Origin of the sequence: Streptomyces sp. 4F14, from assembly GCF_048159485.1 — a bacterium.
Taxonomy (GTDB): domain Bacteria; phylum Actinomycetota; class Actinomycetes; order Streptomycetales; family Streptomycetaceae; genus Streptomyces.
The window spans coordinates 1-15,591 of record NZ_JBLRVY010000038.1; the positions used below are offsets into that span (position 1 = coordinate 1).

The 15,591-nt window shown below is 74.8% G+C and carries 7 protein-coding genes; 5 read left to right on the forward strand and 2 right to left on the reverse strand.

Features of this window, described 5'->3' with window-relative positions; genetic code table 11:
- The first annotated feature begins 69 nt into the window (after nucleotides 1-69).
- Together ACLZOT_RS43225 and fabD are read left to right on the forward strand one after the other, a co-directional pair.
- Nucleotides 70-1,566 carry a PucR family transcriptional regulator gene (locus ACLZOT_RS43225; protein WP_416974718.1) on the forward strand — a complete coding sequence of 499 codons (1,497 nt, stop codon included), beginning with the start codon at nucleotides 70-72 and terminating at the stop codon, nucleotides 1,564-1,566.
- A 29-nt stretch (nucleotides 1,567-1,595) separates the two neighbouring features.
- Nucleotides 1,596-2,456, forward strand: a complete 861-nt coding sequence (gene fabD / locus ACLZOT_RS43230) for an ACP S-malonyltransferase (protein WP_416974719.1) — start codon at nucleotides 1,596-1,598, stop codon at nucleotides 2,454-2,456.
- On the opposite strand, the gene ACLZOT_RS43235 is transcribed toward fabD, so the two are convergent.
- Nucleotides 2,444-5,146 (reverse strand): BTAD domain-containing putative transcriptional regulator, encoded by a 2,703-nt coding sequence (locus ACLZOT_RS43235; RefSeq protein ID WP_416974720.1) that lies wholly within the window; start codon nucleotides 5,144-5,146, stop codon nucleotides 2,444-2,446. The two genes, fabD and ACLZOT_RS43235, sit on opposite strands and share 13 nt — an antisense overlap.
- 218 nt (nucleotides 5,147-5,364) lie before the next feature.
- Complete coding sequence (locus ACLZOT_RS43240; RefSeq protein WP_416974721.1) at nucleotides 5,365-8,121, reverse strand: LuxR C-terminal-related transcriptional regulator; 2,757 nt, start codon at nucleotides 8,119-8,121, stop codon at nucleotides 5,365-5,367.
- Nucleotides 8,122-8,361: 240 nt separating this feature from the next.
- On the opposite strand from ACLZOT_RS43240, the gene metK reads away from it, so the two are divergent.
- The 3 genes from metK (at nucleotide 8,362) to ACLZOT_RS43255 (ending at nucleotide 15,587) form a co-directional block, all read left to right on the forward strand.
- The gene (gene metK / locus ACLZOT_RS43245; protein ID WP_416974722.1) at nucleotides 8,362-9,576 is read left to right on the forward strand and encodes a methionine adenosyltransferase; all 1,215 of its coding nucleotides are present in this window, start codon (nucleotides 8,362-8,364) and stop codon (nucleotides 9,574-9,576) included.
- A gap of 75 nt (nucleotides 9,577-9,651) precedes the next feature.
- Nucleotides 9,652-12,840: a type I polyketide synthase gene (locus tag ACLZOT_RS43250; protein WP_416974723.1), complete on the forward strand. Its 3,189-nt coding sequence runs from the start codon at nucleotides 9,652-9,654 to the stop codon at nucleotides 12,838-12,840.
- Nucleotides 12,837-15,587 carry a MupA/Atu3671 family FMN-dependent luciferase-like monooxygenase gene (locus ACLZOT_RS43255; protein WP_416974724.1) on the forward strand — a complete coding sequence of 917 codons (2,751 nt, stop codon included), beginning with the start codon at nucleotides 12,837-12,839 and terminating at the stop codon, nucleotides 15,585-15,587. Before ACLZOT_RS43250 ends, ACLZOT_RS43255 begins: the two co-directional genes overlap by 4 nt.
- Nucleotides 15,588-15,591 lie beyond the last annotated feature (4 nt).

Consider the following 15,591-nt stretch of genomic DNA (forward strand, 5'->3'; position numbering starts at 1 on the left):
CCGATGAGCGGACCAATCGAGGTGGGCCGCCGGGTCCAGGCACCGGACGACGGCCGAGGAGGGACACCGATGAGCGGACCAATCGAGGTGGGCCGCCGGGTCCAGGCACCGGACGACGGCCGAGGAGGGACACCGATGAGCGGGCCGACCGGGGTGGGCCGCCGGGTCCAGGCGCCGTCGGACCCGTACGGCGGGATCCGTCACGGGCTGCGCCGTCCGGCCACCGGCCCCGTCCGCGCACCGCTGGACCCGGGCAACTCGTGGATCCTCCAGCTGCGCCCGCGCTCGCCCGGGGCGCTCCGGGACGCGGTCGGTGACCAGGCGCTGGTCCGGGAGGCCCGGCTGCTGGTCGGGGACGGGGCCGTGGGGTGGGCGGTGGAGGTGGCCGCGCGGATGGCCTCGGCGGGGAGCGCCGTCCGGCAGCCGGACGGCCTCGCCGCCGGTGTCCCGCCGCGTGCCCTCGACGAGCTGGGGGCACGCGGCGCGGAGGCGCTCGCCCTGTACGTCCTCACCTCCCTCGCCGGGTACGCCGGCGAGGGCGTCCCGGAGATCGTCGGCGTGCCCGTGCGCGAGTCCGTGCGCCGGGGTCTGCCCGTGAGCGGGACGTTCGACGTCCTCAAGCACCAACTCGACTGTCTGGTGCGGGAGTTGTTCGACGCCTGTGCGGATCTGCTCGACCCGGCGCAGGCCGCCGAGGTGACCCGCGCGCTCTCCGGGGCCCTGGTGGCCGAGGTGCAGCACATCCTGCTGACGCTGGCCGAGCAGGCGGAGCGGGAGCGGCGCGGCTGGTCCGGCAGCGCCGCAGCGCACCACCAGGAGCTGGTCCTCGACATCCTCGACGGCGCGGACGTCGACGCCCCGCAGGCGTTCCTGCGGCTCGGCTACGACCTCAGCCGCACCCACCTCGCACTCGTCGTCTGGCGCGACGACTGGGACGCCCACGGCACCGCCGACCTCGCCTCCGCCGCGACGGCCCTGCTGCGCGGCGCCGGGTGCTCCTCGCTGCTGACCGTGCCCGTCGGGGGGGCGTCGCTGTGGGCGTGGGGCGCGCGCACGCGGGGGCACCCGCAGTCGCCGCGCCGGCTGCGCGACGCCGAGTGGTCGCACCGGCAGGCGCCGGGCGTCCATATCGCCGCCGGTCTGCCGGGCGAGGGCATCGAGGGGTTCAGGACCAGTCACCGGCAGGCCGCGGAGACCGCCGGGATCGTCCGCGCGGCCGGGCCCGGCGCCGGGGGCCTGCGGCCGCCGTACGACTACGCCGACCTCGAACTGGCCGTCCTGCTGCGCTCCCGGCCCGACCTCAGCGCCGGGTTCGTCCGCCGGGAACTCGGGCCGTTGGCCGGCGACGACATGGCGGAGCTGCGGGCCACCGTCAAGTCCTACCTGGACCTGGAGCGCAGCATGTCCGCCGTCGCCGAACGGCTCCACATCGCCAAGAGCAGCGTCGCCTACCGGATCAGGAAGGCGGAACGGCTCCTGGGCCGTCCGGTCCAGGAGGACCGGCTGCGGCTGCACAGCGCGCTGCTGCTGTTCGACATCCTGGGCCGCGCCGCCCTGGACACCTGACCCGCCGACACCCCGTACCGGGAGACACCATGCCGTTCGCAGTCCTCTTCCCCGGCCAAGGGTCGCAGTTCCGGGGTATGGGCACCGGCCTCTTCGACCGCTACCCCGCCCTCACCGAGTTCGCCTGTGACCTGCTGGGCTACGACCTCGCCGCGGTCTGCCGCGACAACCCCGACGACCTCCTCGCCCGCACCGAGTGCACCCAGCCCGCCCTGTTCGTCGTCAACGCCCTGCACACCTTCGAGCGCGAGCGCCGCGAGGAGCGCCGCGCCGACTACTACCTCGGCCACAGCCTGGGCGAGTACAACGCCCTCCTCGCGGCGGGCGCCTTCGACTTCCGCACGGGCCTGCGCCTGGTCAAGAAGCGCGGCGAGCTCATGGCGGCGGCGTCCGACGGGGGCATGACGGCGGTGATGGGCGTGCGGCCCGAGGAGCTGCTCGGCGTCCTGCGGGAGGAGGGCATCGAGTCGGTCGACCTGGCGGGCCTCAACTCCGACACCCAGCTGGTGATCGCCGGCCCGTTCCCCGGCCTGCGCGCCACCCACGCGGCCCTGACCCGGCGCGCGATCCGCTTCGTGCCCCTGCGGGTCGGCGGCCCCTTCCACTCCCGCTACATGGACCCGGCCCGGGTCCTCTTCGAGAAGTACCTGAAGGACGTCACCTTCGAGACCCCCCACACCCCGGTCGTCTCCAACGTCACCGCTCTCCCCCACGACCCCACCGACCTCCCCCGCACCCTGGGCGCCCAGCTCATCCACCCCGTCCGCTGGACGGACAGCGTCCGCTGGCTGCGCGCGCACGACACCCCGCTGGAGTGCGTGGAGCTGGGCGGCACGTCCCTGCTGGGCATGCTGAAGAGGATCGGCGCCCCGGCCGCTCAACAGCCGTGACACAGCAGGCCGTCCACCTCGCCGGCGCCGCCCCCGACCACCGCGGGCGTCCACCGGGCGCGGGCCGGCGTCGTGCGGGAGGCGGACGCGATCCGCTGCCGGAGCCGGTGGCGCTCCTGCTGGCCGAGCCCGTCGGCGAGGGTCTCCCGGACGGCCTCGGACACGAACCGGACCTGGTCGGGGTGGCGGGGGTCCTCGCGCAGCACCTCGGCGCGCAGCAACCGGTCCAGCACCGCGTCGACCGGTTCGTCACCGGCGACGAGCCGCAGCAGACCGGGGTCGACGCGGTCGCCGGCGACCGCGCACAGGTGCACGACCCCGCGCTCCCGCTCCGACATCCGCGCGAGCACGGCCCGCAGGCTCTCCAGTGCCCGTGCCCGCCCCTGCGCGCAGCACCTTCCCTCGCCGCGCCCGTCCCGGTCCCGCTCGGCCCCGCACCACATCAGCATGCGGTGGGCGAAGTAGGGGTTGCCCCGGCTCTCCTGGTACACCCGCTCGACGTGCTCCTCCCGCGTCCTGGGTCCGAGCCGCGCCCGCACCAGTTCGGCGACGGCCTGCCGGGGCAGCTCGCCGAGGCGCAGCACCCCGGCCCTGGGCCCCCGTAGGATGTCGCCGAGGACCCGCCGCAGCCGGCCGTCGACGGTGATCTTCCAGTCCCACACGGACAGGACGACCCCGATCCGCCATCCTCCGCGCCGCCGGGCGAGCATCTCCAGGAGGCCCAGCGACGCGGGGTCGGCCCAGTGCAGGTCGTCCACGCACAGCAGCAGGGCCCGCTGCGCGGCCAGCGCGCGCAGCACCTCGCACACCGCGTCCTGGGTGAGGAACCGCGTCCGCTCGCCCTCGGCACCCGCGCCCGTGCCCTGCTCCCCGGCGAGCAGGGGCGCGAGCAGCGCCTCGTACGGCGCCACCGCGTCGTGGAACGCCCCCGCGCGGGTCACCGAGAGCCGCCGCAGCACCTGGGTCCACAGCCAGTGCGGCGGCACCCCCTGGTCCCGCAGGGCGTGCACCCCGACGACCTCCAGCTGCGGGTGCGCCGCCCCCATGCGCGCGGTGAACTCCGTGAGCAGGTGTGTCTTGCCGATCCCGAGCGGCCCGGTCACACAGCTCACCTGATCGTGTCCGCCGAGCGCGCCGACCGCCTCGGCCTCCAGCCGCCCGAGCTCCGCGGCCCGCCCGATGAAGGACGAGGCGGACGCGGCGGGCGGGGGCACCGGCGCGGCGGCGGAAGCGTGGGCCGCTCCGGTGCCGGGCACCGGGGCCATCGGGCCTGCCGGGGTCGTCGGGCCTGCCGGGATCGTCGGGGCCACAGAGCCCACCATGCCTGTCGGCCCCACTGAGCCCGCCAGGGCCGCCGGGGCCGCCGGGGCCACCGGGGGGAGCGTCGGGATGGCGGAAGCCTGCGCTTGGCCGGCGTCCGGCGCCGGAGCCACGGAGGCCGCCTGGCCCACCGCGCCCACCGGGTCCGGGCCTGACGGCGGCGTCCCCACCGGCCTCCCCCACTCCCGCAGAACCTCGCCCGCCTCCGCGGGACCGGGGCCGCCGCCCGGCCCGTTCACCGCCACCGGCACTCCCAGCCGGACCCCGCCCGCGTCCGAGGGACCAGCGCCGCCCCCTGGCCCGTCCGGCGCCACCGGCACCCCCGGCCGGACCCCGCCCGCGTCCGAGGGACCGCCGCCACCTCCCGGCCCGTTCACCGCCACCGGCACCCCCGGCCGGACCCCACCCGCACCCGAGAGACCAGCACCGCCCCCCGGCCCATTCACCGCCACCGACTCCCCCAGCCAGACCCCACCCGCACCCGAGAGACCAGCACCCCCTCCCGGCCCATTCACCGCCACCGACTCCCCCGACCAGACCCCGCCCGCACCCGAGAGACCAGCACCCCCTCCCGGCCCGTCCGGCGCCGCCGGCTCCCCCGGCCGGACCGCCCCCCGCATCCCCACCTCCTGCCGCAGGATCGCCAGGTGCACCCGGCGCAGCTCGCTCCCGGTCTCCACCCCCAGTTCCTCCGCCAGGTACCGCCGGGTACGTTCGTGCACCGCGAGCGCCTCCGCCTGCCGCCCGAGTGTGAACAGCGCGGTCATCAGATGCCCCACCAGCCGCTCGCGCGCGGGGTGCCGCCGGGCCTCGGCGTCCAGCTCGAACACCACCTGTTCCGCGTCCCCGAGCCGTAGCCGCGCGTCGGCGCGGTGCTCCAGCGCGGTGAGCCGGAGCTGTTCGAGCCGGGCGACTTCGTGGGCGAGCGACAGGGAGGAGTCGAACTCGGTGTAGGGCGCCCCGCGCCACAGCGCCAGCGCCTGGGTGAGGCTCGTGCACGCGCCGCCCGCGTCCCCGTCCTTCAGCCGGAGCTGCCCGGCCCGGACCAGTTCCTCGAAGCGGTGGACGTCGATCTCTCCCGGCGGCAGCCGCAGGACGTAGCCGGGCGCCCGGTGCCGCAGCGCCGACCCGTCGCCGCGGGCGCCCGGCGGGTCGAGCAGACCGCGCAGCTGCGAGACGTGGCTCTGCAGCGTGGCGAGCGCCTTCTTCGGCGGCCGGCCCGTCCACATCTCCTCGATGAGCAGTTCGGTGGGGACGACCTGCCCTCGTCCGACGACCAGCAGAGCCAGCAGGAGCCGGCGCAGGGGTGGGCCGACGGACAGCTCACGGCCTTCGGCCCGGACCGCCATGGGCCCGAGGACACGCAGCATGGGAGGTGTGTCGATTCGCATTTTCATGACCACCCGGGTGAATTCGGGAACTCCGATGGGGCAGATTCGTTCCACCCTATCGACCGTAATTGCCGCCCTTGTCCACAGTCACCCCCTAGGCCACCCCACCCACCCCCTGAAGTGGGGTGTGACCTGCGACCGGCATGAAAAAACAAGGTGCCGCCCAGGTTTATGGACGGCACCTTGAGAAAAGCCCGCTAGTCGAGCGTTTCGTCCAGTGGCGGAGAATACGCGGCGAGTTCTTCACGGTGTTTGACCTTGAGCTTGCGGTAGATACGGGTGAGATGCTGTTCGACCGTACTCACGGTAACGAATAGTTTGGCGGCTATTTCACGGTTGCTGTACCCGACACCGACCAGCCAGGCGACCCGCCGTTCGGCCGGACTGAGCCGGGCGGCCCCGGCCCCGGTGCCGGCCCCGGCCCCGTCCTCGGGTACCGGCTCCGGAGCGCCGTCCTCCTCCAGCCACCGCTGGAGCACGTCCTCGAACCCGGCCCCGCGGGCGACGCGGGCGGCCCGCTGGACGAGCGAGCGGGCGATCCGCGCGTTGCCGAGCGCGTAGTGCGTCCGCCCCAGTTCGACCATGCACGCGGCGAGTTCGGTCCGGTCCCCGGCGTCCTCCAGCAGGCTCATCGCCTCCCGCAGCAGCGCCCCGCGCCCCTCGACGGGCCGGGCCAGCGCGAGGACCCGCAGCGCGACGGCCCTGGCGGGTCCCGACCCGCTGTCGGCGGCCTCGCGGGCGAGCCGTACGGCCTCGTCGCGCTGCCCGAGCCGCAGGTGCGCCTCGGCGGCGTGGACCTGCCACAGGCAGGCCGGGGTGGGTTCGAACCCGCCCTGCCGCTCGGCCTCCCCGCAGCCGAGGAAGTCGCTGAGGGCGACGCCGTAGCTCTCGGCGGCGAGGTGGTGCTGTCCCCGGGCGTCGAGGTGGAGCAGCCCGAAGTACGACGTGAACAGCGCGGCCGGCACCGGGGTGTGCAGCGCCTCGGCCGCCTCCTCGGCCTTGCCGCGCCGGGCCAGCGCGATGACGAGGACGCTCAGCGGCAGCCCGACGGCCACCCCCCAGGCCCGGGGCCGTACGAGCGCGGCCCGCGCGGCCTTCTCGGCGCGCGGCAGGTCGCCCCGGGAGAGGGCGCTGACGGCCTGGAGGCAGTGCAGGAGCGACTGGTGGAAAGGGGAGAGCCGTTCGGCGGCCGTCGCGGACACGGCGTCGATCCGCGGCAGCGCCGCCCGGTCCGCGCCGGCCCGGCGCAGCAGCCTCAGGTGCCAGTGGACGATGTCGGTGCTCCGCGCCTCGGGGTCGCCGGGCGTGGACAGGGCCTGCTGGGTGAGGCCGACGAGGGCGAGGAGGGAGTTGTCCGCGCCGGTGCGCCCGAGGGCGGGTGAGGAGAGGAGCGCTTCGCGCCAGGGCGGGACGTCCAGCGGTGGCCGGGGCCGCGTTTCGCGCCGGTAGCGGGTGAAGACGAGGCTCAGCATCGCGTCGAGCAGGCCCAGTTCGACGGCCGCCTGTTCGTCGTCCGCGGCCCGTGCCCGCAGCAGCGCGAGCACGGCGTCGACCTCGTCGAGGCGTCCGTGCCAGGCCAGCAGCTGGGCGACGAGGGTGAGTTCACGCGCCGGCAGGCGGCCCTCGTGCCCCAGGGCCACGAGGTCGGCGAGGTGCCGGGAGGCCGTGTAGGGGTCCAGTTGCCAGCGGGCGAGGACCAGTTGGACGAGCAGGCCGGGACCGTCGTCCGTCTCGCCCCGGCAGCTCCGGGCGAGTTCCAGCAGGTCGACGGCCTCCTCCCAGGCCCCCTCGGACTGTGCCTGCCGGGCCGCTTCGCGCAGCGCCGACACCTCCCAGGCGGCGCCGATCCCCCCGGCGGCCGTCAGACACCGGGCGACCCTGAGCGGGGCGGCGCCGGCCCGGTACAGCAGCCGGGCCGCGCCGCGGCTCAGCTCGGCCCGCCCGGTGAAGGCGCTGTCCGCGAGGACGGCCGCCCGCGCCGCCGGATGCCTGAACCGGCCCTCGGCGACCAGCCCGGCCGCCTCCAGCAGGCCGAGGCAGGCCGTGGCCCGGACCGGGTCCACGCCGGCCAGCCGGGCGACCAGGCCGGGCGAGCGGGCGTCACCGAGGACGGCGAGGGCGCGGGCGACCTTCTCGACGGTCTCGGAGCGCTGCGCGGACACCGTGAGCGCGACCGCCTTGCAGAACGCCGTCCCCGGCACGGGCGCCCACCGCGCGGCCGGCGCGTCCTGGAACGCGTACCGCGTGTCCCGCGCGAGCGCGCACAGCAGCCGGGGGTTCCCGGCGGTCACCTCCAGCACGTCGCGTACGTACGCCGGTGTCGGCGGGTGTCCCAGCACCTCGCGCACCAGCCGTGCGGTGTCCTGCGGGTCGAGCGGGGCGAGTTCGGCGACGCACAGGCGGGTGCTGCGCAGCAGGGCGGCCTGGAAGGCGCGGTACTCGCCGCCGGGGTCCGGCCCGTCGGCGAGCACCCCGTCGGCGAGCACGAGGAAGAGCCGCAGGCGTACGAGGCGTTTGGCCAGGAATCGCAGGACCCGGGTGGAGGCGGTGTCGGTGTGGTGCGCGTCGTCCACGACGGCCACCACCGAGCCCCGTCCGGCGAGGTCGCGCAGGGCGCTCTCGACCAGCGTCCGCGTGCGCAGCAACAGCTGCTCGGCGTCCCGGGTGTCGCCGCTCAGGACGGCCGCGCGGTACGCCTGGACGGCGGCGGTCAGCCGGGGTGGCGCCTCGGCGCCGCCGTGCGCGTCGGCGAACCACTGCTCGACGACCCCGAGCGGCACGCTCTGCTCGTCCGTGCTGCCGGTGGCGTACAGGGTCACCGTCCCGGACGCGCGGGTCCGTTCGGCGAACCGGCCCAGCAGTGTCGTCTTCCCGGAGCCGGGAAATCCCTTGAGGACGGCCGCCCCACCGCCGTGCCGGCGCGTTTTCTGAATGTTCTCCCAGAGCTTCGTCATTACTCTTTCGCGGCTGTCGAGCACTGTCCGACGCTCCCCTCGATCACCCCTCCTGCATTCCACGGAACGTGTTCTCCCGGGACTTCGTCAACAGACGTTCCGTCAGACGGGACGCCGCCCCACCCCCTGTTCACCCCTAGATCCGGACCGCCTCATCAGGGGTTGGCCGCTCTCCGCCCGCCCGGTTCAATTCCAGGGGACCGATGTCCCGGAAACCGAAGGAGACAAGAGGTAGATGAAATGACCGGTACCCATTCGGCCGGAAACGGCGTTCGCCGTCTGTTCACCTCGGAGTCCGTGACCGAAGGTCACCCCGACAAGATCGCCGACCAGATCAGCGACACGATTCTCGACGCGCTGCTGCGCGAGGACCCCACGTCCCGCGTCGCCGTCGAGACGCTGATCACCACCGGCCTGGTGCATGTCGCCGGTGAGGTCACCACCCAGGCGTACGCGCCGATCCCGCAGCTGGTGCGGGAGAAGATCCTGGAGATCGGCTACGACTCGTCGAAGAAGGGCTTCGACGGCGCGTCCTGCGGCGTCTCGGTATCGATCGGCGCCCAGTCCCCGGACATCGCGCAGGGCGTCGACGCCGACGCCGAAGACGTTCTGGCCACCCAGGGTGCCGGTGACCAGGGTCTGATGTTCGGCTACGCGTCCGACGAGACGCCGACGCTGATGCCGCTGCCGATCTTCCTCGCGCACCGCCTCTCGAAGCGTCTGTCGGACGTCCGCAAGAACGGGACCATCCCCTACCTGCGCCCCGACGGGAAGACCCAGGTCACCATCGAGTACGACGGCGACAAGGCCGTCCGCCTCGACACGGTCGTGGTCTCCTCGCAGCACGCCTCCGACATCGACCTGGAGTCCCTCCTCGCGCCCGACATCCGCGAGTTCGTCGTGGAGGTCGAGCTGAAGGCGCTGCTCGACGAGGGCATCAAGCTCGACACGGAGAACTACCGTCTGCTGGTCAACCCGACCGGGCGTTTCGAGATCGGCGGCCCGATGGGCGACGCGGGTCTGACCGGCCGGAAGATCATCATCGACACGTACGGCGGGTTCGCCCGTCACGGCGGCGGCGCCTTCTCGGGCAAGGACCCGTCCAAGGTCGACCGCTCGGCGGCGTACGCGATGCGGTGGGTCGCGAAGAACGTCGTGGCGGCGGGGCTCGCCTCGCGCTGCGAGGTCCAGGTCGCGTACGCGATCGGCAAGGCCGAGCCGGTGGGTCTGTTCGTGGAGACGTTCGGTACGCACAAGGTCGACACCGACCGGATCGAGAAGGCCATCGACGAGGTCTTCGACCTGCGTCCGGCCGCGATCATCCGTGACCTCGACCTGCTGCGGCCGATCTACGCGCAGACCGCGGCGTACGGTCACTTCGGCCGGGAGCTGCCCGACTTCACGTGGGAGCGGACGGACCGGGTGGAGGCGCTGAAGAAGGCCGCGGGCCTGTAGCCGGCACCATGGTCCCTTGTTTCGCGGCGTGAAACCTTCGTTGGTGCCGGGAATCCGGAGTCCTAATGTCGAGCCATGCCGGACCTGGATGACGAATCACCCGAGAAACGTGTCGCGATCATCGGAATGGCGTTCCGATTTCCGGGCGCCGATTCCGAGGACGAATTCTGGCGGCTGATCCTCTCCGGACGCTCGGCCGTACGCCGGTTCACGGAAGAGGAACTGGACGCGGCCGGTGTCCCGAAAGAGGAGCGGGAGTCCAAGGAATTCGTCGCCGCGGCGGGAGCCCTGGGCGACGTGTCCGGCTTCGACGCCGCCTTCTTCACCGTCAACGGCCGGGCCGCCGCGGCGATGGACCCCCAGCAGCGCCTGTTCCTGGAGTGCGCCCACCACGCCCTGGAGAACGCCGGCTACGGCGCTCCGGGCCCCGGTGACCGGATCGGCGTGTTCGCCGCCGCCGGGTACCAACTCCAGCCGCTCAGCACCTACCTGCTGAACAACCTCGCCCCGGAGGGCTGGGACCCGCGGGACTGGGCCTCGGCGGCGCGGCCGGCGCTCGGCACGTCGGCCGACTTCCTCGCCACCCGCGTCGCGTATCTGCTGGACCTGACGGGACCGGCGGTCACGGTGCAGACGGCGTGCTCCAGCGGCCTGGTGGCGGTGCACCAGGCGAGCCAGGCCGTCCTGTCCGGGGACGCGGACCTGGCCCTCGCCGGAGCCGCCGCGATCGCCGTACCGCAGATCTCCGGATACCGGAGGGTCCACGGCTCGGTGCTCTCGGGCAGCGGCACCTGCCGGGCCTTCGACGCGGGCGCCGACGGCACCGTGGGCGGCAGCGGGGTGGCCGCCGTGCTGCTCAAGCGCCTCGACCGCGCGCTCGCCGACGGCGACCACATCCACGCGGTCGTGCGCGGCGTCGGGATCACCAACGACGGTGCCCGCAAGGACAGTTACCTGGCGCCGAGCGCCGACGGCCAGCGGGACGCGGTGCTGCGCGCGCTGGAGACGGCCGGGGTCGGCGCGGACAGCGTCGGCTACCTGGAGGCGCACGGCACCGGCACCTTCAAGGGCGACCCGATCGAGTTCGACGGCCTGTCCTCGGCGTTCCGCCGGCACACGGACCGGACGGGGTTCTGCGCGCTCGGCGCCGTGAAGTCCACCATCGGCCACCTGGACGTGTGCGCGGGCCTGGCCGGACTCGTGAAGGCCGTCCTGGTCCTCAGGCACGGGGTCGTCCCGCCCCTGGCCGGCTTCACCCGCGCCAACCCCCTGCTGGACGTCGCGGCCAGCCCGTTCCTGCTGCCCGACCGCGCCCGGCCCTGGCCTGCGGGCGCCCACCCCCGGCGGGCGGGTGTCCACGCGCTCGCCGTCGGCGGCACCAACGTGCACATCGTCCTGGAAGAGGCACCCCGCCCGGCGCCCCGGCCGCCGTCCGTACCGCCGCCGGGACTGCTGACCGTGTCCGCGCGCACGGGCGAGGCCCTGGCGAAGTACGCGCGGTCCTGGCGCGACCGGCTGCGGTCCGGCGAGCCGGCGCACCTGGCGGACGTGGTCACCACCGCCGTCGCCGGACGCCGCCACCTGCGCCACCGCCTGGTGGCGCTCGGCGACAGCCCGCAGGAGCTCGCCGACTCCCTGGACGCCTTCCTCCGCCGGGCGGACGGCGCCTACGCCACCGGCGAGGCCCGCCGCGCACCGGGCACCCTCGCCCTCCTCTTCGGCGGGCAGGGCACCGGATACCCCGGCATGGCCCGTGCCCTGTACGACCGCTTCCCCGTCGTCCGCGACCACCTCGACACCTGCGAGCAGGCCCACCGGGACGCGGGCGGCAACTCCCTGCTCGGGCCGCTGCTCGGTACGGACCCGGGCCCGCCGGACGGGATCTGGCCGACCGGGACGGCGCAACCGGCCCTGTTCGCCTGGCAGACGGCGCTGGCCGGGCTGTGGGAGCACTTCGGCGTCACCCCCGCCGTGACGGCGGGACACAGCGTCGGCGAGTACGCGGCCCTGTGCGCCGCGGGCGCCCTCTCCCCGGCCGACGGCGTACGGCTGGCCTCGCTGCGGGGCGAGGTGATGCAGCGGCGTATGCGCCCGGGCGGCATGCTGGCGCTGACGGCCGGCCGCGACCGCGCCGACGAGTTGCTCGCGGCCGTACCCGGGCTCGAACTCGCCGCCGTCAACGGCGCCCGCAACCACGTGCTGGCCGGTTCGCCGGACGTCGTCGACGCGGCGGAGCGGCTGGCGCGGGAGCGCGGGTACGGCGTGCGCCGCCTCGCCGTGGACCGCGCCTTCCACACGAGCGCCGTCGACCCGGCCCTGGCCGAACTGCGCGAGGCGCTGGAGAGCGTGGCCTTCACCCCGGTGCGGACCGCGTTCGTGAGCAGTGTCGACGGTGTCCTGCGCCCCGCGGGCTGGTCGCCTGACGTCGGTTACCTGCTGCGTGAGGCCCGCGAGCCGGTCAGGTTCGACGCCGTGGCCGACCGCCTGGGACAGCTGGCGGACCCCCTCGTGCTGGAGGCCGGCCCGGGCGGCGCGCTGAGCGGACTGGTGCGCGGCGCGCTGCCGGACGTCGGGACGGTGGTGACCCAGCGCCGGGGCCGGGAGCTGCGGACCCTGTGGGCCGCGGTCGCGGCGCTGCACTGCGCGGGGCTTCCCGTCGACTGGGCGCGCGTGCGGGCGGGCACCGGGGGCCGCCGCATCCCCCTCCCCGTCTACCCGTTCCAGCGCGTCAGGTACTGGACGGGCCCCGGCCCTGCGGTGCCGCTCCCGTACGACCCCCTGGGTGACGTCCCTGGCGACAGCACCGGACCGAAGAAGGAACGAAGGAAAGAAGACGACATGCGCGACACGGCGGAATCCCTGCTGAACCGGGTCACCGAGCTGACCGCCCGCCATCTGGGCTGCGCGGCGGCGGAGGTGGCGCCCGACCGGGAGTTCGTGGAACTGGGCGCGGACTCCTTCCAGATGGTGGGCCTGCTGCGTGATCTGGAGGAGCAGCTCGGCGCCCGGGTCTCGATGCGCGAGCTGTTCGAGGAGGCACCGACGCCCGCCTCGCTGGCGGCCCTGCTGGCCGGGCCGGCCGCGCCCGCCGCTGTGCGGCCCGCCCCGTTCCCGGCTCCCGAACCCGCTCCGCCGCGCTTCCCCCAGGAGACCGCGGACCTGCTCGCCCAGCGGATCGAGGTGATCGCCGAGGGGCAGTTGCGCATCCTCGAACAGCTCGCCCGGCTGGAGCGGCGCGTCGACCGGACGGGAGTGGCGGCATGACCGAACCGGCCCGCACCCTCCCGGCGGCGGGCGGCACGGCCGTCGACCGGCTCGCCCGCCGACTGGACCTCGCGGCGCCCGGACAGCGCCCGCACCCCTCGGTCGAACCCGCACCCGGACAACGCCCCCACCTCTCGACCGAACCCGCACCCGGACAACGCCCCCACCGCACGGCCGAACACGTACCCGTACCCGCACCGGCCCGCTCCGGGCGCCGCACCCCGGACTTCAGCCTCTCCTTCTTCGGCGACTACCCCGAAGACGACCACCCCGGCCACGCCGACCACGCCGACCACGCCGACCGCTACGGGCTGCTCGTGGAGGCCGCCCGGTACGCCGACACCCACGGATTCCACGGCGTGTGGCTGCCCGAACGGCACTTCCACTCCTTCGGCGGCCTCTTCCCGAACCCCGTCGTCCTGGCCGCCGCCCTGGCCCGCGAGACGGAGCGGATCCGCATCAACACCGGTTCGGTGGTGCTGCCGCTGCACGACCCCGTCCGGGTCGCCGAGGAGTGGTCGATGGCGGACAACCTGTCCGGGGGCCGGGTCGGGATCGGCTGCGCGAGCGGCTGGAACCCGCGGGACTTCGTCCTCGCCCCGGACGCGTTCGCCCGCCGCAAGGAGCTGACCGCCGAACGCCTCGGCCAGATCAGGACCCTGTGGCGCGGCGAACCGCTGCGCAGGCGCTCCGGTGACGGCGGCGAGGCCGAGGTACGGCTCTTCCCTCGGCCCGTCCAGCAGGACCCGCCGATGTTCCTGGCGGTCGTCGGCCGCAGGGCGGGCTACGAGGAGGCGGCCCGCAGCAACCTGGGCGTCCTCACGAACATGATGTACCAGTCGGTGGAGCAGTTCGCCGAGAACGTCGCGCACTACCGGGCGACGCGCGAGCGGCACGGGCTCGACCCGGACACCGGCCGGGTCGTGGTGATGCTGCACACCTACCTCGGCACCGACCTCGCCACCGTGCGCGGCGAGGCCCTCGAACCGTTCTGCCGGTACACGCGCTCGTCGCTGTCCCTGGCCGGACAGGTGGTGGACACCCTCGGGCTCGGCGTCGACGTCTCCGAGCTCGGCGAGGAGGATCTCGACTACCTGCTGCGGCGTGCCTATCGCGGCTACTGCGACGAACGCGCCCTGATCGGCACCCCCGACAGCTGTGCCGGCGTCGTGGACGCCCTCGCCGGGGCGGGCGCCGACGAACTCGCCGCGCTCGTCGACTTCGGCGTACCGCCCGGCCTGCTGCGCACCGGCCTGACCCACCTGGACGCCCTCCGCCGCCGCTACCACGAGGAGGCTCCCGCCGCGCCGGCGCGCGAGATCCTGTACGCCGGCCGGGCCCGCCCGGTGCCGTGCTCGGCTCAGCCCCCGGACGGCCTCACCCTGCGGCCGGGCGTCCCGAGGTCGCTCACCCCGGTCTCCACCGGCCTCGTCCCGCGACACGACACCGCGCTCTACGGCGAGACCACACCCCGCGCCCTGGCCGAGCACCCGCTCCAGGTGCCCACCGCTGTCGCCGGCGACCTGCCGGCCCCGAGCCGTACCCCCGCCGACACCCCCGTGACCCTGTTCTGTCTGCCGCACGCGGGCGGTTCGCCGCTGGCCTTCCGGTCCTTGCTGGCCGCGCTGTCCCCGCGGATCGACGCCGTACCGCTCGACCGGCGCGGCGACGGGCCGGGGAGGACCTTCGACGAGGCCGTCGCCGGCCTGGCCGGCCGGATCGCGGACCGGGCCGGTGAGGGGCCGTACGCGCTGTACGGCCACAGTCTGGGCGGCCTGTTCGCCTACGAGGTCGCCCGGCGGCTCGTCCGCGACGGGCACGAGCCGCCCCGGCACCTGTTCGTCTCCGCCTGCCGGCCCCCGCAGCGCCGGGGCGAGAGCGACGACAGGGCGCTCGTCCACACCTATCCCGACCAGGCGTTCCTGGGTGCCCTGGCGTCGACCGGCGGGGTGCCCGAGGAGATCCTGCGGGATCCGGACGCCGTCGCGTACTTCGCCTCCCGGATCCGCCCCGAGTACGCGTCGCTCGCCGGGTACCGCCATGCCGGCCCCGAGCCCCGGCTCACGTGCCCGGTCACGGTCGTCACCGGCGACGAGGACCCCGCGACCTCGCCCCGGGATCTCGATCTGTGGGCCGGACTCACCACGGGCCCGGTCACGCACCTCGAACTCGCCGGCGCGGGCCACTTCTTCCTGGACAGCCACGCGGAGGCGGTCGCCGCGCGGATCGACCGCACCCTGCGCGCGAAGCCACGGACCCGGCAGGCCGCCCCGTTGCCCCCGGAGCCGTTCCGGGAGGCCATGGCGCGGCTCGCGGCGCCCGTCACCGTGGTGACCGCCTGGGACGCCGAGGGGCGGGCCCGCGCCTTCACCGCGAGCGCGGTGTGCAGCCTCTCCGCCGACCCGCCGCTGCTCCTGGTCTGCGTCGACCGGTCCTCCCGCGCCCACGAGGTGTTCACCGGGGCCGACCGTTTCCTCGTCAACGTCCTCGGCCACGAACAGGCCGCCGCCGCCCGGGAGTTCGCCGGCCGCGACCGTACGGCCGCCGAGGCGTCGCTCGTCCCGCTGGAGCTCGGGCTGCCCGGGCTGCCCGAGGCGTCGGCGCGGTTCGCCTGCACCGGCCGCCAGGTGCTGCCGGGCGGCGACCACAGCATCCTCACCGGCCGCCTGGAGGCCGTCGCGGTCTCCGACACGCCGCCGCTGATCCATCACCGGCGCGGCTGGCACCGGCCTACCCCCCTGTCCTGACAGC

Coding starts and splice junctions, on each gene's coding strand:
- ACLZOT_RS43240 (WP_416974721.1), bottom strand. CDS start 8,121: ATGACGAAGCTCTGGGAGAACATTCAGAAAACGCGCCGGCACGGCGGT.
- ACLZOT_RS43225 (WP_416974718.1), top strand. CDS start 70: ATGAGCGGACCAATCGAGGTGGGCCGCCGGGTCCAGGCACCGGACGAC.
- ACLZOT_RS43255 (WP_416974724.1), top strand. CDS start 12,837: ATGACCGAACCGGCCCGCACCCTCCCGGCGGCGGGCGGCACGGCCGTC.
- metK (WP_416974722.1), top strand. CDS start 8,362: ATGACCGGTACCCATTCGGCCGGAAACGGCGTTCGCCGTCTGTTCACC.
- ACLZOT_RS43250 (WP_416974723.1), top strand. CDS start 9,652: ATGCCGGACCTGGATGACGAATCACCCGAGAAACGTGTCGCGATCATC.
- fabD (WP_416974719.1), top strand. CDS start 1,596: ATGCCGTTCGCAGTCCTCTTCCCCGGCCAAGGGTCGCAGTTCCGGGGT.
- ACLZOT_RS43235 (WP_416974720.1), bottom strand. CDS start 5,146: ATGCTGCGTGTCCTCGGGCCCATGGCGGTCCGGGCCGAAGGCCGTGAG.